16 protein-coding genes are annotated in these 19,864 nt (G+C 39.8%); all 16 read left to right on the forward strand.

The features are described 5' to 3' along the window. Nucleotides 1–333 precede the first annotated feature (333 nt). The 16 genes from Q7O55_RS06610 (at nt 334) to clpP (ending at nt 19,853) form a co-directional block, all read left to right on the forward strand. Nucleotides 334–966, forward strand: a complete 633-nt coding sequence (locus Q7O55_RS06610; protein ID WP_227037105.1) for a transcriptional regulator — start codon at nt 334–336, stop codon at nt 964–966. A 9-nt stretch (nt 967–975) separates the two neighbouring features. Next, nucleotides 976–2,187, forward strand: coding sequence for a diaminopropionate ammonia-lyase (gene dpaL, locus Q7O55_RS06615; protein WP_303929329.1), 1,212 nt, complete (start codon nt 976–978; stop codon nt 2,185–2,187). A 12-nt stretch (nt 2,188–2,199) separates the two neighbouring features. Continuing rightward, a complete protein-coding gene (locus Q7O55_RS06620; RefSeq protein ID WP_303929330.1) occupies nt 2,200–3,510 on the forward strand; it encodes a YgeY family selenium metabolism-linked hydrolase in 1,311 nt (436 codons plus the stop codon). Nucleotides 3,511–3,665: 155 nt separating this feature from the next. Beyond that, on the forward strand, nt 3,666–4,859 hold the full coding sequence (gene ygeW / locus Q7O55_RS06625) for a knotted carbamoyltransferase YgeW (protein WP_303929331.1): 1,194 nt from the start codon (nt 3,666–3,668) through the stop codon (nt 4,857–4,859). Between the two features lie 76 nt (nt 4,860–4,935). Further along, a complete protein-coding gene (arcC, locus tag Q7O55_RS06630) occupies nt 4,936–5,871 on the forward strand; it encodes a carbamate kinase (protein WP_303929332.1) in 936 nt (311 codons plus the stop codon). Between the two features lie 54 nt (nt 5,872–5,925). Next, entirely contained in the window at nt 5,926–7,254 is a 1,329-nt protein-coding gene (ssnA, locus tag Q7O55_RS06635) for a putative aminohydrolase SsnA (protein ID WP_303929333.1), read from the forward strand. A gap of 28 nt (nt 7,255–7,282) precedes the next feature. Then, nucleotides 7,283–8,974 (forward strand): selenate reductase, encoded by a 1,692-nt coding sequence (locus tag Q7O55_RS06640; RefSeq protein ID WP_303929334.1) that lies wholly within the window; start codon nt 7,283–7,285, stop codon nt 8,972–8,974. Then, nucleotides 8,971–10,320 (forward strand): dihydropyrimidinase, encoded by a 1,350-nt coding sequence (hydA, locus tag Q7O55_RS06645; protein WP_303929335.1) that lies wholly within the window; start codon nt 8,971–8,973, stop codon nt 10,318–10,320. The genes Q7O55_RS06640 and hydA overlap by 4 nt, the downstream gene beginning before the upstream one ends. Nucleotides 10,321–10,337: 17 nt before the next feature. Next, nucleotides 10,338–12,887 (forward strand): selenium-dependent xanthine dehydrogenase, encoded by a 2,550-nt coding sequence (xdh, locus tag Q7O55_RS06650; RefSeq protein WP_303929336.1) that lies wholly within the window; start codon nt 10,338–10,340, stop codon nt 12,885–12,887. A gap of 146 nt (nt 12,888–13,033) precedes the next feature. Then, the gene (locus tag Q7O55_RS06655) at nt 13,034–14,419 is read left to right on the forward strand and encodes a nucleobase:cation symporter-2 family protein (protein ID WP_303929337.1); all 1,386 of its coding nucleotides are present in this window, start codon (nt 13,034–13,036) and stop codon (nt 14,417–14,419) included. Nucleotides 14,420–14,622: 203 nt separating this feature from the next. Further along, the gene (locus tag Q7O55_RS06660) at nt 14,623–15,813 is read left to right on the forward strand and encodes a RuBisCO large subunit C-terminal-like domain-containing protein (RefSeq protein ID WP_303929338.1); all 1,191 of its coding nucleotides are present in this window, start codon (nt 14,623–14,625) and stop codon (nt 15,811–15,813) included. A gap of 86 nt (nt 15,814–15,899) precedes the next feature. Continuing rightward, the gene (locus Q7O55_RS06665; RefSeq protein ID WP_303929339.1) at nt 15,900–16,706 is read left to right on the forward strand and encodes an MBL fold metallo-hydrolase; all 807 of its coding nucleotides are present in this window, start codon (nt 15,900–15,902) and stop codon (nt 16,704–16,706) included. Nucleotides 16,707–16,708: 2 nt separating this feature from the next. Further along, a complete protein-coding gene (gene rlmH / locus Q7O55_RS06670; RefSeq protein WP_303929340.1) occupies nt 16,709–17,188 on the forward strand; it encodes a 23S rRNA (pseudouridine(1915)-N(3))-methyltransferase RlmH in 480 nt (159 codons plus the stop codon). A 111-nt stretch (nt 17,189–17,299) separates the two neighbouring features. Further along, nucleotides 17,300–17,755, forward strand: coding sequence for a CBS domain-containing protein (locus tag Q7O55_RS06675; protein WP_004696521.1), 456 nt, complete (start codon nt 17,300–17,302; stop codon nt 17,753–17,755). A gap of 163 nt (nt 17,756–17,918) precedes the next feature. Continuing rightward, a complete protein-coding gene (gene tig / locus Q7O55_RS06680) occupies nt 17,919–19,223 on the forward strand; it encodes a trigger factor (RefSeq protein ID WP_303929341.1) in 1,305 nt (434 codons plus the stop codon). 36 nt (nt 19,224–19,259) lie between these two features. Further along, complete coding sequence (gene clpP, locus Q7O55_RS06685) at nt 19,260–19,853, forward strand: ATP-dependent Clp endopeptidase proteolytic subunit ClpP (protein WP_004696517.1); 594 nt, start codon at nt 19,260–19,262, stop codon at nt 19,851–19,853. The last annotated feature ends 11 nt before the right edge of the window (nt 19,854–19,864 follow it).

Here is a 19,864-nt window from a genome sequence, read left to right on the forward strand (position 1 = left end):
AAGTTAATAAAATTGTAGATTTGGATACTGTTCAATTTCATATTGCAATTTAAGATTAAAAATTTTAATATCGTTAAGTAAATGTGATGAAAATCATAATATTTATTTATCTTTATTTCTATTTGTGGATATAAGCGTATAATTATAAATAACTTTAATGCATAATTGTATTGCATTTTTGTACACATAGTCCTATAATTTAGTTAAAGAACCTAACAAAAATTTAGGTTGATACAAAAATAGTTAGGATTAATTTTATATTAGCTATTAACCGGGCTAGCGTAATTTAAACTAGAAAGGTTAACCAATGACATTGGAAGAGGGGTTATTTCAATGAGTACATTAGAGCGAATAAAAGTCATAGCCCATGGATTAGCGGCGCAATTTGGCCCATCCTGTGAAGTATTGATTCATGATTTACAAGGGGATATCAATTCGTCTCTTGTATATATTGAGAATGGAACTATAACTAATCGACATGTTGGTGATGGTCCATCGCATGTGGTTTTAGATGTGCTGAGTCATGACGATGGTAGCGAGGGTAGATTTGGTTATCTCACAAAAACTAAAGATGGCCGAATATTAAAATCTTCTACCATGTATATTCGTGATGATACAGGTCGTATAGCATACTTGTTGGGGATTAACCAAGATATAACAGAGTTTGTTTTGATGCATCGACTTTTGGATAGTCTGGTCAATACAGGTCAGGAAGATGCAGGATCTGTTGAAAAAATTACGACGAGTGTATCGGAACTATTAGATGATTTATTACTAGACGTAGAACGTATAGTTGGTAAACCAGGACCATTGATGAATAAGGTGGAACGCTTAAAAGCTATTACCTATTTAAACGAAAAAGGGGCTTTTCTTATCTCGAAGTCTTCTGAGAAGATAGCAGAGTATTTTAATATTTCTAAGTTTACTCTTTATAGTGATTTAAATACTGTAAAGGAAGAATCCTAGGAGGCAAATATGGAACGAATTCAGTGGAAACGTAATACGATGGCACCATCAAGTGACAAGTTTTTGTCCGTTATGGATGTTAGCGAGGTTAAGAAAGCTAAAGCGTTTCATGAAAGTTTTCCACAATATAGCATTACTCCACTTGTATCGCTTAAGAATTTAGCATCTCATATCGGTGTCGATGCACTCTTTGTAAAAGATGAATCTTACCGATTTGGCCTTAATGCATTTAAGGTATTAGGCGGTTCCTATGCGATGGCAAAATATGTGGCGCAACAAACTGGTAAAGCTGTTGAGGATGTACCATATGATGTATTAACATCTGCAAAATTAAAAGAAGAGTTTGGTCAAGCTACATTCTTTACTGCAACTGATGGTAACCACGGTCGTGGTGTAGCATGGGCAGCCAATAAATTAGGTCAAAAATCTGTAGTATTTATGCCAAAGGGCTCTACAGAATATCGTAGAAAACAAATCGAAAACGAAGGCGCTACCGTAACAATCGAAGACTTCAACTACGATGAGTGTGTACGCTTAGCAACTAAAAAGTCTAAAGAAGTTCCTAACGGTGTTGTAGTTCAAGATACTGCATGGGAGGGTTATGAAGAAATTCCAAACTGGATTATGCAAGGCTATGGCACAATGGCTATGGAAACAGCAAATCAATTAGAAGCTGATAATTGTAAAGTTCCTACACATGTATTTGTACAAGCTGGTGTAGGCTCCCTTGCCGGTTCTGTAGTGGGTTACTTCACTAATCTATACAGCAATGTGGCTAAAAAACCTAAATTAGTTGTTGTAGAAGCGGCAGCAGCAGCTTGTTTATACAAAGGCGCTGTAGCTGATGATGGTAAACCTCGTATCGTAGAAGGTGATTTAGAAACAATCATGGCAGGCTTAGCTTGTGGTGAACCGAACACGGTTTCTTGGGATATTTTAAGAAATCATGCAGATGTATTTGTTTCTGCGCCTGACTGGGTGGCACGTTTAGGCATGCGCGTTGGTGGTGCACCAATTAAAGGCGATACTCCAATTACTACTGGTGAGTCTGGTGCAGTTCCATTAGGTCTTGTAATGGCAATTATGACGATGCCGGAATATGAAGACTTACGGAAAGAGTTAGAATTAGATGCGTCTTCAAAGGTACTCTGTTTCTCCACTGAAGGTGATACAGACCCTGAAAGATATAAAAACATTATGTGGTATGGTGAAGATCGTTAGGAGGCATTAATTATGGATTTACAAGCAATTAAACAAGCAGCGGCAACTTATGGCCCTGCGATGACAAAGTTCTTACGTGAAATCGTAGCATTCCCTGGTGAAAGTGCTGAAGAAAAAGAACACGTTCAACGCATTGAAAAAGAAATGAAAGATCTTGGCTTTGACGAAGTTGAAGTAGACCCTATGGGTAACATTCTTGGTTACATGGGTTCTGGTAAAACTCTTATCGCTTTCGATGCTCACATTGATACTGTAGGTATCGGTAACCGTGACAACTGGAACTTCGATCCATATGAAGGTTTCGAAGATGAAACAAAAATCGGTGGTCGTGGTGTATCTGACCAATTAGGTGGTATCGTATCCGCTGTATACGGCGCTAAAATCATGAAAGATTTAGGCCTTCTTAACGATAAATATCGCGTACTTGTTGTAGGTACAGTTCAAGAAGAAGACTGCGATGGTCTTTGCTGGGAATACATGATTAAAGAACGCAATATTCGTCCTGAATTCGTAGTATCCACTGAGCCAACTGACGGCGGTATCTACCGTGGTCAACGTGGTCGTATGGAAATCCGCGTAGACGTACAAGGCGTATCTTGCCACGGTTCTGCTCCAGAACGCGGTGACAACGCTATCTACAAAATGGCAGATATTCTTCAAGACATCCGTGACTTGAATGCTAACTCTGCTGATGAAAGCACAGCAATTAAAGGTCTTGTAAAAATGCTTGACCCTAAATTCAATCCTGATCACTACGAAGAAGCTCGCTTCTTAGGTCGCGGTACTGTAACTACTTCCCAAATCTTCTACACTTCCCCAAGCCGTTGTGCAGTAGCTGACTCCTGTTCCGTTTCCTTGGACCGTCGTATGACTGCTGGTGAAACATGGCAATCCTGCTTGGCTGAAATCGAAGCTTTACCACATGTTAAAGAATATGGTGCAAAAGTATCCATGTACGAATATGCTTGTCCATCCTGGACTGGTTTGACATATCCAATCGAATGTTACTTCCCAACTTGGGTAATTCCTAAAGATCACAAAGTAACAGAAGCTTTGGAAGAAGCTTACACTAGCTTGTATGGTAACGAACGTATCGGTGCAGAAGACACAGTTGAAATGCGCAAAGCTCGCCCATTAACTGACAAATGGACATTCTCCACAAATGGTGTATCCATCATGGGTCGTAACGGTATCCCTTGCATCGGTTTCGGTCCTGGCGCAGAAGCACAAGCACATGCTCCTAACGAAATCACATGGAAACAAGACCTTGTTACATGTGCAGCTGTATATGCATTATTACCATCCGTATACTGCAAAGACTAATATCACATAAATTGAATTAGATCTATTTTGAACGGATATAACTAGAAAATAGTTGATTATTAAGGATTTCATATGGTACCTCACCATTTGATGAGGTACCGTATAAAGTTAGATTCTAAGTAGCCCTTTAGGGAATTGAAAGAGAGGACTTACAGATGACAGACTTCAATAAAAGTATTGAAACTTTACAGAAATTAGACGTTAGCAAAATGTACGGCGAAGATTTCTTCTTAACTTGGGAAAAATCTGATGATGAATTGCAAGGTGTTTGGGCAGTAGCTGATGCATTACGTGCTCTTAGAGAACGCAATATCTCCACTAAAGTATTTGACAGTGGCCTTGGCATTTCTTTATTCCGCGATAACTCCACAAGAACTCGCTTCTCTTTTGCTTCCGCTTGTAACCTTTTAGGTCTAGAAGTTCAAGACTTGGATGAAGGTAAATCCCAAATCGCCCACGGCGAAACAGTTCGTGAAACAGCTAACATGATTTCCTTCATGGCTGACGTTATCGGTATCCGCGATGACATGTATATCGGTAAAGGTAATACTTACATGCATGAAGTATCTGATGCAGTAAAAGAAGGTCACGAAGATGGCGTATTAGAACAACGCCCTACACTTGTAAACTTGCAATGCGATATCGACCATCCAACACAAATCATGGCTGACGCAGCTCATATCATCAAAGAATTCGGTGGTATTGAAAACCTTAAAGGTAAAAAACTTGCTATGACTTGGGCATACTCTCCATCTTATGGTAAACCTTTATCCGTACCTCAAGGTGCTATTGGTTTGTTCACTCGCCTTGGTATGGAAGTTGTATTAGCACATCCTGAAGGCTACGAAGTAATGCCGGAAGTTGAAGAAATCGCTAAAAAACAAGCTGAGGCTTGTGGCGGCTCCTTCCGCAAAACTAACGACATGAAAGATGCTTTCAAAGATGCAGACATCGTTTATCCTAAGAGCTGGGCACCATTCGGCGCTATGGAAAAACGTACAAAATTGTATGGCGATAACGACCATGAAGGTATTAAAGCATTAGAAAAAGTTCTTCTTGAAGAAAATGGTAAACATAAAGATTGGGCATGTACTGAAGAGATGATGAGTCTCACTAAAGACGGCAAAGCTCTTTACTTACATTGCTTACCGGCAGATATTACAGGTGTAAGCTGTGAAGAAGGCGAAGTAGACGCAACAGTATTTGATCGCTACCGCGTACCTCTTTACAAAGAAGCAAGCTACAAACCATATGTTATTGCAGCTATGATCTTCCTTAGCAAATTTAAAAATCCTGTAGAAACCTTAAAAGAATTAGAACGGAAGGGAACTGATCGAGTTCAACCGTAAAGTAAAGTTTAGGGGCCATCCGTGTTGATGGCTCCTTTTTTATCCTGATTATTTGTTATTTGTTATGAGGAATAACATGAGAAAAAGAGTTGTAGTAGCATTAGGTGGGAACGCATTAGGCAATTCCCTTCCAGAACAAAAAATTGCTGTAAAAAGTACAGCTAAAACTATCGTTGACTTAGTTGAAGCAGATTGCGATGTAGTAGTAACTCATGGCAATGGTCCTCAAATAGGCATGATTAACAATGCGATGGCGGCGTTAACTCGTGAAAAAGAAGGTCAACCAAATACTCCATTATCCGTATGCGTGGCAATGAGCCAAGCTTATATCGGTTATGATTTGCAAAATGCTCTTCACGAAGAGCTCTTGAATCGCGGTATCAAAGACTTGCCAACAATGACTATGGTTACACAAGTACTTGTTGATCAAAACGACCCAGCTTTCCAAAATCCTACAAAACCAATTGGTCACTTCATGACTAAGGAAGAAGCTGAATACGCAGAAAAAAACTACGATTATGTGGTGAAAGAAGATTCTGGTCGTGGCTATCGTCGTGTGGTAGCTTCTCCAGTACCAAAAGAAATAATCGAGTTAGAAGCTATTAAAGGCTTAGTTGGTAAACAATTAATCGTTGCTTGTGGCGGCGGTGGTATCCCTGTAACTAGAGACGGTAATGAACTTCATGGTGCAGCAGCCGTTATCGATAAAGATTGGACTAGTAGCTTATTGGCACGAGAAATTGATGCGGATGTACTCGTTATCTTAACAGCTGTTGAAAAAGTGGCTATTAATTTTGGTACAGAAAAAGAACAATGGCTAGATGAAATCTCTGTTGAACAAGCTAAAAAATATATTGCCGCAGGAGAATTTGGAGAAGGTTCTATGAAACCTAAAGTAGAAGCAGCTGTTGCTTTTGCGGAATCTAAAAAAGGCCGTGTTTCTATTATCACATTATTAGAGAAATCTAAAGATGGTATAGCAGGAAAAACAGGCACACGTATCGTATTATAATAATATAAAGATTTATAAGTATGCATTTCAACGAATCGTTGAGGAGGTGCCCAAATGATTATATTAGGAAAAGGTACTGTTATTACTCGCGACGCTGATAGACCTATCATTTATGATGGTGCTGTTGCTATCGACGGGACTCAAATTGTTGATATTGGTAAATATGATGAATTATGCAAAGCTTATGCAAACGCAGAAATTATTGATGCTCATGGTGGCTTGATTATGCCAGGTTTCATTAATGCACATCATCATATTTACTCCGCTCTTGCACGAGGCTTATCGTTGCCAGGTCCAGCACCGACAAACTTCGGTGAAATCTTGGAAGGACTTTGGTTCTACTTAGATAATAAATTGATGGCTCCAGATGTAAAAGCAAGTGCATTACTTACGTATTTAGGATGTATCGAAAATGGTGTAACTACTATTTTTGACCACCATGCAAGTTATGGTGAAGTTCCTAACAGCTTATCCATCATTGCAGATGTAGCTAAACAATTCGGCGTTCGCTCATGTTTATGCTATGAAGTATCCGATCGCAATGGCGTAGACCAAATGAAAGTCGCTGTTGCAGAAAACGTACGCTTTGGTAAAGAAGCAAAACAAGATCCATCTAGACTTGCTGCTATGATGGGCTTACATGCATCTTTCACACTAAGCTCTGATACATTAGACTATGTGAAAGCTCACAATGAAGATAAATTAGGTTATCATGTTCATGTTGCAGAAGGGCCAGAAGATGTGGCAGATAGTAAAGAAAAATATGGCATGACACCTGTTAGACGACTTGTTGAAGCTGGCATTTTATGTCCTAAGAGCATCGCTGGTCACTGCGTACACGTAACTGACGAAGATGTAGCATTGTTGAAGGAATCTCAAGCTAAGGTTGTACATAACCCAGAAAGTAACATGGGTAATGCAGTAGGCACAACAGATATCTTGAAACTATTAGATGCAGGCATTACTGTTGGTCTTGGTACAGATGGTTATACAAATGATATGCTCGAATCTTATAAAGTAGCGAACTGTCTCGTGAAACATGAGCAACATAAACCATATGTAGGCTGGGGAGAAGTACCTCATATGCTATTTGAAAATAACCGTAAAATGGCTAATGAATTCTTCGATACTACGGTAGGCATCCTCAAAAAAGGTGCCGCAGCTGACGTAATTGTTCTTGATTACGCAGCACCAACACCACTTGATGAAAACAACATCAATGGTCACTTGTTATTCGGTGCTAATGGTATGTATGTGGTAACAACTATTAGTGATGGTGTACCACGTATGATTGATCGTAAATTACAAGGCATCGATAAAGCTGAAGTAATGGACGAAGTTTTAGCAACATCTAAAGGTTTATGGAAACGACTAAACCCATAACGCAAGCGCTTTAAAGGAGTGTGACATTATGAGTGACATTATGTATCCGGTAAGTTTCGGAAATTTGATGAACCACATTATGACTGAGTATAAGATGTATAATCGTATTTACAATGTAAATAAAATTCATCGTACCAATCATGATCAACGCTTATCTATCTTCGGTAAATCCATTGAAAATCCTGTAGGTCCAGCAGCTGGCCCTAATACACAGTTGGCACAAAACATTGTGGCATCTTATGTAGCTGGTGCTCGTTGCATTGAATTAAAAACCGTACAAATCATGTACGGTGAAGAACTAGGTATTCCTAGACCTTGTATCTACTCTGTAGATGAAGCATATAATGTAGAATGGTCTTCTGAATATAGCTGTGATGAAGCTGCTGATGAATATATCAAAGCTTGGTTCGCATTAAAATTAATCTCTAAAGAATTAGGATTAGGCGATCCAGATGGATTCTTATTCATCATGAGTGTTGGCTACAACTTAGCTGGTATCAAGAGTCCTATGGTTGATAAATTCATCAACACAATGCGCAGTGCATCTCAATCTCCAATGTGGGATACTTGTAAACAATGGTGCCTTGACCATGTAGATGAATTTGAACATATCGATGCTGATTTCATCAATTCCATTGGTGATGAACTTTGTCAAGCAATCACATTGTCCACAATGCACGGTTGCCCAGCAGAAGAAATCGAATCCATTTGTTCGTACCTTATCAGTGAAAAAGGTCTTCACCTATACTTAAAATGCAACCCTACATTGTTAGGTCCAAAACGCATTAGAGAATTATTGGATAACGCTGGCTTTGAATACATTGACTTTGAAGATCATCAGTTTGAAGTTGACCTTCAATTCGATAAAGCTGTTCCAATGTTAGAACGTCTTATCGCTCTTGGTGAAAAACACAACAAGATCTTCGGCGTTAAATTAACAAATACATTCCCTGTACAAATTCACAACAATGAATTGCCAGGCGAGCAAATGTACATGTCTGGTAAATCCTTGTTACCTGTAACAATTGGTGTAGCTGAGCTTTTAAGTGCTCAATTCGGTGAACGTTTACCAATGTCTTATAGCGGCGGTGCTGTAAAACAAAACATTAAAGCTATCTTTGATTGTGGTATCTGGCCTGTAACAGTATGTACAATTCTTCTACAAGGTGAAGGTTACAATACTTTCAAAGGTTTAGCAGACGAAGTAGAATCTACTGATTACAATGTTGCTTTAAAAGTTCATAAAGAACTTATCGCTGAACTTGCTAAAGATATCGCTGAGAACAAAATTTTCAAGAAGAGCGATGCTATGAAGAAAAAACGTGAAGCAATGCCATCCTTCCCTGGTACACGTAGCTCTGACTACCACTGCCGCGTAGTTTGTGGTGCGTGTGTTCGCGTTTGTCCTAATAGATGTAATGAAGTCGTTACTGTAAATGATGCTAAATTGATCGTCCATGTTGATCAAAGCTGTAATGAGTGTGGTAACTGTGCATGTCATTGCGTAGAACCTTGTCAACCATACAAGGATCGCATTACATTCTTCCACAATGCTGAAGCTTTAGCAGATAGTACAAATGATGGTTTCTACATCACAGGCACTAGCTGTGGTTATCGCTTCAAAGGTGAAGAAGCCGTATGTGACATTGATGCATTACCTGAAGAATTGAAAGGAGTTGTACATGCCTTCTGTAAAGAGCATGTGTACTATGTATCATGATTATCATACAACAAGGGGAATTGGTCTTGGCTGATCGAATCCTTATCGGAGATTTATTAATTGATGGCGACAAAATTGTCGCCATCGATGAACACGTTCCTGTTCCAGAAGGGGCTAAAGTAATTGATGCAAAAGGTTGCTACATATTCCCAGGATTTATAGATCCTCATACGCACTTTCAAATGACCAATGCTTTAGCATCGACTGCGGATGATTTTGATAGTGGTACGAAGGCTGCTATCCTTGGTGGGACTACTTCAATTATCAATTTTGCTTCTCCTGAGGATGGCTCCCTTTGTAAAGGCTTAGAGGTTCATAAGGAGCGTGCCGCAAGGCATTGCTCCTGTGACTATAAATTCCATATGGAACTTGTAGAAATGAATGATACGGTGGCTAGCGAAATTCCTAAAGTAGTTGAAGCTGGAGTATCATCCTTTAAGGTATATTTAGCTTATGGTTTCCGTTTAACGGACCGTGAAATTTATGACGCTATTGAAGCTATAAAACCAACAGGCGCACTTGTAGGGGCTCACTGTGAAAATGGGGACCTCATCGATGCACTTGTAGCTGATAAGCGTAAGCGCGGTGACTTAGATATAAGTAATCATCCACTTACTAGACCAGCTATGATTGAATCGGAATCAATTAAACGATTTAGTACAATCGGCGCTTCTCTAGATTATCCAGTACATGTTGTGCATGTAAGCTCCAAGGAAGGGGTAGAAGAAATCCTTCGAGAACGTGCACTAGGGCATGCAGTGACTTGTGAAACATGTCCACAGTATTTGGTACTTGATGAATCACGATATAGTTTACCTGATTATGAAGGGGCTAAATACGTGATGAGTCCACCTCTTAGAACTGAAGGAGATCAAATGATATTGAAGGATGCTTTAGTAAATGGTACTTTCCAAACTATTGGCTCCGACCATTGTAGCTTCAATTTTGAAGGTCAAAAATTAAAAAGTCGTCATGACTTTACCCGTATTCCTGGTGGCATCCCAGGTGCTGAGGAACGGGGCATCGTCGCTTATGATGTATTGGTGAACCAATGCAATATGAGTGCCGTAGATTTTATGAAATTAGTTAGTGAAAACCCAGCAAAACTATATGGCATGTATCCTAAGAAGGGCATATTAGCTGTAGGTAGTGATGGGGATATTACAATCGTAGATAAGAACGTAAAACACGTTCTTTCAATAGAGTCCGCCCATACAAAGGCTGACTACATACCTTATGAGGGGCTATCCGTAACCGGCAAGGTTCGTGACGTAATCCTCAGAGGTCACCATGTGGTACAAGATGGATCTTTAACAGAATCATATCTTGGTGAATGTATTCCTTAATGAAAGGAGGGCTATATATGTACCGCTTTCAAGTGAATGGCACCTATCATGAGGTTCAAGAGGATCAGCGTTTAATTGATTTCTTGCGAGCTGATTTGAAATTGACGGGCACTAAAGAAGGTTGTAGTGCTGGTGCTTGTGGTACGTGTACAGTAATTATAGACGGAAAAAAGGCTAAGGCTTGTGTGAGTAAATTATCCCAATTAGATGGCAAATCAATTATAACGATTGAGGGCTTAACTGATAGGGAGAAAGCGGTATACACCTATGCTTTTGGTGAATGCGGAGCGGTGCAATGTGGTTTCTGTATACCAGGTATGATTATTAGTGCAAAAGCGTTGATTGATGAAAATAATGACCCTACAGCTGATGACGTTAAAAAGGCTATTTTAGGTAATATTTGTCGTTGCACAGGCTATGTAAAGATTGAAGAAGGCATTATGTTAGCGGCAAAAATAATCCGTGAGAATTTACCAGTTCCAGAAAAGGATAAGAATGCTGATGTAGGTGCTCGTTTCCATCGTGTCGATGTAGAGGAAAAAGCACTAGGTACAGGTCTATATGCTGACGATATTCATATGGACGGCATGATTTATGCTAAAGCTTTGCGTTCTAAATATCCACGTGCTAGAGTCGATCGCGTTGACGTTTCCAAAGCGCTTGAACATCCTGCTTGTGTAACAGCTTTGACTGCTGCTGATGTACCATTCAATAAGACTGGTCACTTAGTACCAGATTGGGATGTATTCATCGCAGAAGGCGATGTTACTCGTTATGTTGGTGATGCTATTGCACTCGTAGCAACAACTGAAAAAAAATACTTAGACGAAGTTCTTGCACTCGTAGAGGTTGATTATACAGAGTTAGAACCTGTAGTTGATGCACTAGAGGCATTAAAACCAGATGCACCTAAATTACATCCCAATGGAAATGTATTGTCTCACCAAACATTATCCCGTGGTGATGTAGATAAAGCGATTGCAGAGGCTGCATTTGTAGTAACAAACCACTACTCTACACCGCAAACAGACCATGCATTTATGGAACCAGAATGTGCTGTAGCATATCGTGAAGGTGATATACTTCATCTTCATTCTGGCAGCCAAAACGTTTATGATGATCGCCATGAAGTAGCTCGTATGCTTGGCATTCCAGATGAATCTGTAAAAGTTCATGGTATGCTCGTAGGTGGCGGCTTTGGTGGTAAAGAAGACATGAGTGTACAACATCATGCTTCTCTTGTGGCTTGGCTTACAGGAAAACCAACTAAGGTTCTTTTCTCCCGTCAAGAAAGTATTAATATTCATACTAAACGCCATGCGATGGAAATGGATGTTACTACGGCTTGTGATGCAGAAGGTAACTTGGTGGCAAGTAAGGTAAAGATTGTATCTAACTGTGGTGCTTATGCATCCTTAGGTGGTCCAGTACTACAGCGTGCTGGTACGCATTCTTCTGGGCCTTACCACTTCGATAACTTTGCCTTTGACGGCGTTTGTGTTTATACAAATACGGTTCCTGGTGGTGCATATCGTGGATTCGGTGTAACACAAACTATCTTTGCTCAAGAACAAAACATTGATGAATTAGCCGCGTTGGTAGGCATGGATCCTTGGGAATTCCGTTATAAAAACGTTGTACGCCCAGGAGACTCCTTACCAAATGGGCAAATTTGTTCCGAAGAAACTGCCTTGGCAGAATGTTTGGAAGCGGTAAAAGATGCATACTATGCATCTGATCGCACAGGTCTTGCAGTATGCTTGAAAAACAGTGGTATTGGGGTAGGCTTACCTGATACGGGGCGCGTTATTTTAGAAGTACGTGATGGTAAAGTTCATATTCGTACTGGTGCAGCTTGTATAGGTCAAGGTATGGCTACTATGGCGACACAAGTACTTTGTGAAACAACGGGCTTAACGGCGGATAAAGTATTTGTAGAGCGTCCTGATACGGTACGTACACCAGACTCTGGTACAACTACTGCTTCTCGTCAAACACTATTTACTGGTGAAGCAACGCGTAAAGCAAGTCTTCGTTTAAAAGAAATGTTAGAAACCAAAACATTAGAAGAACTGAATGGCATAGAAATTTATGAAGAGTTCCTTGGTGAAACAGATCCATTCAACTCTGATAAACCACATCCAAAAAATCACGTTGCCTATGGCTATGGTGCTTGTGTAGCGACAATCGGAGAAGATAATAAAATCGCTAATTTACATGTAGCATATGATGTAGGACGCGTAGTTAACCCACAATCCTGTTCTGGTCAAGCCGAAGGAGGCGCGATTATGGGGATGGGCTTTGCTGTAACAGAAGACTTCCCTTATAAAGATGGCTATGTAACAGCTAAATATGGTACTTTAGGTCTTCTTAGATCAACACAATGTCCACCAATTCATGTAAGTTTGATTGAAAAGGGGACACCAGATCAATATGCATACGGCGCTAAAGGTATTGGTGAAATTTCTAGTATTCCAATTGCACCAGCTATTGCAAATGCATATCGTCGTATCGACGGAGAACCACGTAGGTCCTTGCCGATTCAACATACAGGTTATAAAAAATAGAATATTTGCTTAATGGGTAGGGGCTTAGGCCCCTAGCCATCAAGGTTCCCACGTGAAGTCGATGAGATTTCTAAACTCTATCATGTACGATAGTATGACTATATTATTTAACTAGTAACTAAAACGTAAGATATGAGGTGATTCTTATGAGTAAAGGTGTATCTGGTGTCGACCATGTAGATGGTATGCTGCCAATGACGCAATTGTTTGCGTATGGTTTGCAGCACGTATTAGCTATGTATGCTGGTGCGGTTGCAGTACCAATCATCATTGCACAAGCGATGAACTTACCTATTGAAGACTTAATTCGTTTGATTACAGCCGATTTGTTTACATGTGGTATTGCTACATTGATTCAAACTTTGGGGTTCGGCCCTATCGGTGGTCGTATTCCTCTTATTCAAGGTGTAACATTTGCATCTGTAGGGCCAATGATTATGATTGGTCAGCAGCATGATATTACTACCATTTACGGTGCGATTATCATAGCCGGTCTCTTTACATTCCTTGTGGCTCCATTTTTTAGTCGCTTGATTCGTCTATTCCCGCCTGTAGTAACAGGTACTATCATTACTATTATCGGTATCAACTTGATGCCAGTAGCAGTTAAATGGATGGGCGGTGGCGCAGGTAATCCGAACTTTGGTGATCCGCTTTATATTGCTCTTGGTGTAGCTACATTTATTCTTGTTGTTGTAACCTATCGATTTGGTAAAGGATTCCTTGGTAATCTAGCAATTTTAGTAGGCCTTATTCTCGGTACAGCTCTAGCTATGATTTGTGGTATTACTGATTTCTCCGAAGTAGGTCGCTCTCAATGGGTATCCGTTGTAACACCGTTCTACTTTGGTCTTCCAACATTTGATTTTGCTTCTGTCATTTCTATGATCATTGTAATGCTCGTAGTTATGGTTGAAACAACTGGTGACAGTATCGCTGTAGGTGAAATCGTTGATAAACCTATCGGCCAAAAAGAGTTGGCTGCAGTACTTCGTGCTGACGGCTTATCTACTGTTATCGGTGGTATTCTTAACAGCTTCCCTTACACAGCATTCGCTCAAAACGTAGGCCTTATCGCGGTAACACGCGTAAAGAGTCGCTTCGTTGTAGCAGCATCTGGTGTTATTCTTATTTTATTAGGTCTTTTCCCTAAATTAGCAGCTATCGTAGCTTGTATTCCAAACGCCGTATTAGGCGGTGCAGGGATTGCCATGTTCGGTATGATCATTGCCAGTGGCATTCGTTCCCTTGGTAAGGTTAGCTTCGATGGTAACTATAACTTGATGCTTGTGGCGATTAGTATTGGGGTATCCATGATTCCTCTTGCTGCTCCTGACTTTTACGCACACTTCCCAGCGTGGGCTCAAATTCTTTTGAAATCTGGTATCACAGCTGGTAGTATAGTAGCTGTTATTTTAAATGTAATGTTTAATGGTTTTGGTTATAAAACTGTTAATGAACCTAATCGTGCGACTCGTAAATATCGTCACTTCACACGGTTCAAAGGTTATCCTAAACATTTTTACCAATAAGATATAGTTAGATGAGTTTACTCTCATACGATTACATGTATTGTCTCTTAGTAGAAACCTTGTTTGTATAGGTAAAATATCTATATACATGTTTTCGCTCTTTTAAAAGGCATCACTCTAGTTTAGAGTGATGCCTTTTTTGTGTGGAATCGTGTACCACTTTGGTATATAATTAAATAATATTATTGCAAAGGAGACGCATTATGAAAGACGAGCGATTTATAGTTACATATAGAATAGAAGCAAGTACATATGAAGAAGCAAAATCAATTGCTTGGGCGGTTCAAGTAGAGCAAACCATAGAATTTCCCTATGAGTTTGTAACCGATCCATACATTCAAGGAACTATTACTGGTCGACTAGAATCTCTTGAACCTATGCCAAAAGATTCTACATATGCCAATGTAGGTGTGATGCCAAATGCTGTAATTGATGCTTCTCGTTACTATTTGGCTCGTATTTCATATCACGTAGATACTACAGCTTTAGAAGCAACACAATTTTTAAATGTTGTTTTTGGCAATTCTTCGTTACAGCCTCATATTTGGGTGGTTGATATTGAACTATGTCCTACCTTATATGATGTATTTAAGGGCCCTCGATTTGGCTTACAGGAAATTCGTAGATTAGTGGAAACTCCAATGCGGCCAATGATTCAAGCCGTTGTAAAGCCGATGGGGACGCCAAATGAAGAACTTGCTCGAATGTGTGGCGCCTATACACGCGGTGGGGCTGATGTCATCAAAGATGACCATGGCATTTCTAATCAATCGTTCTCTCAATTCAAGAATCGTATAAAACGATGTGCTGCTATGGTACAAGAAATGAACGCTACACATGGTACACATACTTTGTATGCAGCAAATGTATCTGGTGATGGTACAGAGGTATTAGAACGCGCTTATTTTGCTAAAGAGGCTGGTGCTACAGCCCTTATGGTGGCCTCAGGCCTCGTTGGTTTTGGTTGGCTACATAAATTAGCTACTGATGAGAAATTACGATTGCCTATTATTCATCATCCAGCTTACTCTGGTGGATTTGTAAGCCCTGGTGTATCTGGTGTAGCCGATTATTTACAACTAGGTTTATTGCCTCGTATCTTTGGGGCTGACATGCCTATCTTTGTATCCTACGGCGGACGATTTACCTTCACAAAGAATCAATGTAAAAGAATTTCTTCTTATATTAAAAATCCTATAGACATGGTGAAAGCAGCATGTCCTTCACCAGGAGGTGGTGTAACTGATGCACGACTCAACGAGCTTGTCGATTTATATGGGAACGATACTATGTTTCTCGTAGGGGGAGATATGTTCCGCAGAGGGCCGGATATTGAATCTAATATGGCGTACTTTGTGGAACGACTAAGTGAATTATCTGAAAATAGAGAATAAGGAGTTCTATTTGTTGACGGATATTTACTTTCACAGTAAATAATAATTATGAACAAATTTAATGATTAAATATATGGAGTGTTTTGATGAGTGAATCCTCACCGTTGGAGGTCCATGTCATTGCTAGTGGTAGCAAGGGCAATTGCACAGTAATAAAAAAAGGGAACTCCGTCATATTGCACGATGTAGGCATCAGTTGTCGGCGCATTGTCAATGGGTTAAAAGAATTACATATTGATATGGCACAGGTAGAGGGGATATTTGTCAGTCATGAACATAGTGATCACATTGCGGGACTACAACAATTACTAAAACGATTTGATATTCCTGTGTATACGAAGCAAGGCACCTGGCGTGAAATCCAAGATAAGTTAATCGTACCAAAGAATCGATTAATCGAGCTTACAAAGGGCAGTTTAACGTTGGGGAGTCTAATTGTGGAACCTTTTTCGGTAAGTCATGATGCGGCTGATCCAATTGGTATAAATGTGTTTGCTGGGAACAATAAGGCAACTGTTGTTACTGATACAGGCGTGATTTCAGATAATATTTTACGTAGAATTGATGATACGACTCTGTTAGTGCTAGAGGCGAATTATGATCCTCATATGTTGCGATTCGGACCATATCAGTCGTTTTTGAAACAAAGGGTGGCTAGTGATGAAGGTCATTTGAGTAATGAAATGGCTGCGCAAGCACTACTCATGATGAAACGTCCTGATTTTATGCAAGTTATATTGGCCCATCGTTCTGAAAATAATAATAACGCTGTCCTCGTTACCCAAACCATTGGCAAAATGCTTGTTGATGGTGGTGTTCGTATTGGACCTGAAATGAAGTTACAACATGGTCAGCCTAATGAAATTGTGTCCATCCAATCTGTGGAGAGGTAAAAATGAGATTTTATGTAGTCTGTATCGGCAAATTGAAGGAAGCTTATTTACGTGAGGGCGTAGCAGAGTTTGTGAAACGTATGCGCCCCTATGGTGGTATTACAATTACAGAGTTGAATGAAAGTAAAATTGGAGATAAGCCGAGTGATGCGGATTGCAAACAAGTTGTTGCAGAAGAAGGAGACCGTTTATTAAAAGCGGTCCCTAAAAATGCGTATACCGTATTACTTGACGTGTATGGCAAACCAATGTCCTCTGAAGAACTCGCTAAGACGGTATCTAAGCTTGAGGTGGATGGTGTTAGCGATATGGCTTTCATTATTGGTGGTGCCTTTGGGGTGAGTGATACATTACGTCAGGCTGTAAATTATAAATTATCTTTTAGCCCTATGACTTTTACTCATCAAATGGTTCGATTGCTACTTGTAGAACAAATTTATCGAGCATCAAAAATCAATCGTAATGAACCTTATCATTGGTAGAAGACGTAGACTTAAAAATTATTTGTATAATACTTTCAGAAAAAAGGAGTTTTATTATACTGTGGCGAATAGTATAATAAAGCAAGATGTATTTGTAAGGAGGAATTCACTATGAAAATCCAAGAAGTAATGAATAAATACCCTGTTACTGTTGGCAAAGATGCGCCGATTTCTGATGTAGCTGATTTATTGGTTAAATATAATTTAACAGCTGTGTCCGTAGTGGATGATGATAATAAGTTGTTAGGTATTATCTCTGAAGGTGATTTACTTTATAAAAAAGTACGGCCTCATGTGCCTCACTATGTTAATGTATTAGGCGCTAGCATCTATTACAATGGCATCGGTGAATACAATGCTCAATTTAAAAAATTATTGGCATCTCACGTTCATGAGTTGATGACTGATGAAGTAATTACAACCACACCGGATAAAGATGTAGAAGAAATTGTATCTGTTATGCTTGATCAACATTTGAAAAATGTGCCAGTTGTAGATAAAGAGTACCGTTTGATTGGAATTTTGTCTCGTCGGGACATTATCAAATTGATTGCTAAAGATAACTAATTAGCATAATTATGTAAAATATGTAAAGACCACCCGTTTTGGGGTGGTCTTTTAGTGTATATTGAGAAGAATTGCATTGGCCTTGCATTTATGTTATTATTAGGAGTGCATAATATACTACAGAAATTTGGGCATATTGCCCTTCGAGGAGGACATATTTTAAATGAAAGCAACTGTAAATCCTGTTGATCAACACGTAGTAACGTTAACTATTGAAGTACCTGCAGCAGAAGTAGATAAGGGCATTAAACAAGCTGTAAAACGCATTGCAGGTCAAGTGAACATCCCTGGCTTCCGCAAAGGACATGCGCCTCGCCGTATTTTGGAAATGAACTTCGGTAAAGAAGCTATCTTGGAAGAAGCGTTTGAAGTATTGGCTAGCCAAAACTATAGTGCTGCACTTCGTGAAAATGATATCGTGCCTGTATCTGAACCTGAAATCGAACGCGAACAATTCGAAGAAGGCAAAGATTTGATTTTCAAAGCTACTGTAACTAAACGCCCTGAAGTTAAACTTGGCGATTACAAAGGCTTAGAAGCAGATAAACAAGATGCTACAGTATCTGATGAACAAATCGAAGAACAGTTGAACAAGATTCGTGAACAACAAGCAAAAATGGTTGTTGCTGAAGAAGGCGCTACAATTCAAAAAGACGACTTTGCAGTAATCGACTTTGCTGGTTCCGTTGCTAGTAAACCATTTGATGGTGGTGAAGGTAAATCCTACCCATTACAAATCGGTTCTGGTAGCTTCATTCCTGGCTTCGAAGATCAATTGATTGGCGCTAAAGCTGGTGATGATGTAACTGTAAAAGTAACATTCCCTGAAGACTACTTTGTAGCAGAACTTGCTGGGAAAGAAGCAGAATTCAAAACTCATATCCATGATATTAAACGTAAAGAATTGCCTGAGTTGAATGACGAATTCGCCAAAGAAGCAAGCTCTTACGAAACTATTGAAGAATTGAAAAAAGATCTTCGCACTAAAATGGAAGAAGAGGCTTCCCGTCGTGCAATCGATACTTACAATGCGGACTTAATTCAAACAGCTGTTAAAAATGCAACTGTAGAAATCCCAGAAGTAATGATTGAAGATCGCGTAGAACAAATGATTCAAGAGTTGGCTATGAATATGGAAGGCCGTGGCTTGAAACTTGATGACTACTTGAAATTCTCCAACAAAACTATCGAAGATTTACGCTCTGAATATAAAGATTCCGCAGCTGAAAACGTACGTGCTGATTTAGTATTGGACGCTATCGCAACTGCTGAAGGTATCGAAGTAACTCCAGATGATATGAACCGTGAAATCTTCATTATGGCTCAAAACTTTGGAGCAGATCCTAAAGAAGTTTGGGATATTATTGCAAAAGAAGGTCGTGTAGCTATGTTGGCAGGCTCTGTAGCTCGCAAAAAAGCAGCTCGATTCATTATTGATAATGCAAAAGGCGCTGAAGCGGCAGAATAATAGTTTGCTCAACTAGGTACATGAAAAGGTGATTATATGTATGTACCAATTGTAGTTGAACAAGGTGAACGCGGAGAGCGTTCCTATGATATTTACTCTCGCTTGTTAAAGGATCGCATTATTTTCCTTGGTGGGCCCATCGATGATAATGTGGCAAATGCGGTTATTGCGCAAATGTTATTCTTGGAAGCAGAGGATCCTGATAAGGATATCCACTTGTATATCAATAGCCCTGGCGGTGTTGTAACCGCAGGTATGGCTATTTATGATACAATGCAATATATCAAACCAGATGTGTCTACTATTTGTGTAGGCTCTGCGGCGAGCATGGGTGCTGTACTTTTAACAGCTGGCACTAAAGGTAAACGCTATGCGTTGCCTCATGCACGCATTATGATTCACCAACCATTAGGTGGTGTGCAAGGACAAGCATCTGAAATTGAAATCCATGCCCGTGAGATTCTTCGCATGCGTGAAGAGTTAAATGGTATCTTAGCTTCTCGCAGTGGACAAGATATTGAAGTAGTAGCTCGCGATACAGATCGCGATAACTTCATGAGTGCTCAGGATGCTGTTGAATACGGCTTAATCGATGAGGTACTCACAAGAGAACCTGTAGAAAGCAAGTAATGGAGGCGCCC

The sequence above is a fragment of the Veillonella parvula genome (genome assembly GCF_945949885.1).
GTDB classification, from domain to species: domain Bacteria; phylum Bacillota; class Negativicutes; order Veillonellales; family Veillonellaceae; genus Veillonella; species Veillonella parvula_B.

Bases quoted from the DNA above. Each gene is read 5' to 3' on its own strand.
- ygeW (WP_303929331.1), top strand. From the start codon at position 3,666: ATGACAGACTTCAATAAAAGTATTGAAACTTTACAGAAATTAGACGTT.
- clpP (WP_004696517.1), top strand. From the start codon at position 19,260: ATGTATGTACCAATTGTAGTTGAACAAGGTGAACGCGGAGAGCGTTCC.
- hydA (WP_303929335.1), top strand. From the start codon at position 8,971: ATGATTATCATACAACAAGGGGAATTGGTCTTGGCTGATCGAATCCTT.
- Q7O55_RS06675 (WP_004696521.1), top strand. From the start codon at position 17,300: ATGAAAATCCAAGAAGTAATGAATAAATACCCTGTTACTGTTGGCAAA.
- Q7O55_RS06620 (WP_303929330.1), top strand. From the start codon at position 2,200: ATGGATTTACAAGCAATTAAACAAGCAGCGGCAACTTATGGCCCTGCG.
- ssnA (WP_303929333.1), top strand. From the start codon at position 5,926: ATGATTATATTAGGAAAAGGTACTGTTATTACTCGCGACGCTGATAGA.
- dpaL (WP_303929329.1), top strand. From the start codon at position 976: ATGGAACGAATTCAGTGGAAACGTAATACGATGGCACCATCAAGTGAC.
- arcC (WP_303929332.1), top strand. From the start codon at position 4,936: ATGAGAAAAAGAGTTGTAGTAGCATTAGGTGGGAACGCATTAGGCAAT.
- Q7O55_RS06665 (WP_303929339.1), top strand. From the start codon at position 15,900: ATGAGTGAATCCTCACCGTTGGAGGTCCATGTCATTGCTAGTGGTAGC.
- Q7O55_RS06640 (WP_303929334.1), top strand. From the start codon at position 7,283: ATGAGTGACATTATGTATCCGGTAAGTTTCGGAAATTTGATGAACCAC.
- tig (WP_303929341.1), top strand. From the start codon at position 17,919: ATGAAAGCAACTGTAAATCCTGTTGATCAACACGTAGTAACGTTAACT.
- Q7O55_RS06660 (WP_303929338.1), top strand. From the start codon at position 14,623: ATGAAAGACGAGCGATTTATAGTTACATATAGAATAGAAGCAAGTACA.
- Q7O55_RS06610 (WP_227037105.1), top strand. From the start codon at position 334: ATGAGTACATTAGAGCGAATAAAAGTCATAGCCCATGGATTAGCGGCG.
- rlmH (WP_303929340.1), top strand. From the start codon at position 16,709: ATGAGATTTTATGTAGTCTGTATCGGCAAATTGAAGGAAGCTTATTTA.
- Q7O55_RS06655 (WP_303929337.1), top strand. From the start codon at position 13,034: ATGAGTAAAGGTGTATCTGGTGTCGACCATGTAGATGGTATGCTGCCA.
- xdh (WP_303929336.1), top strand. From the start codon at position 10,338: ATGTACCGCTTTCAAGTGAATGGCACCTATCATGAGGTTCAAGAGGAT.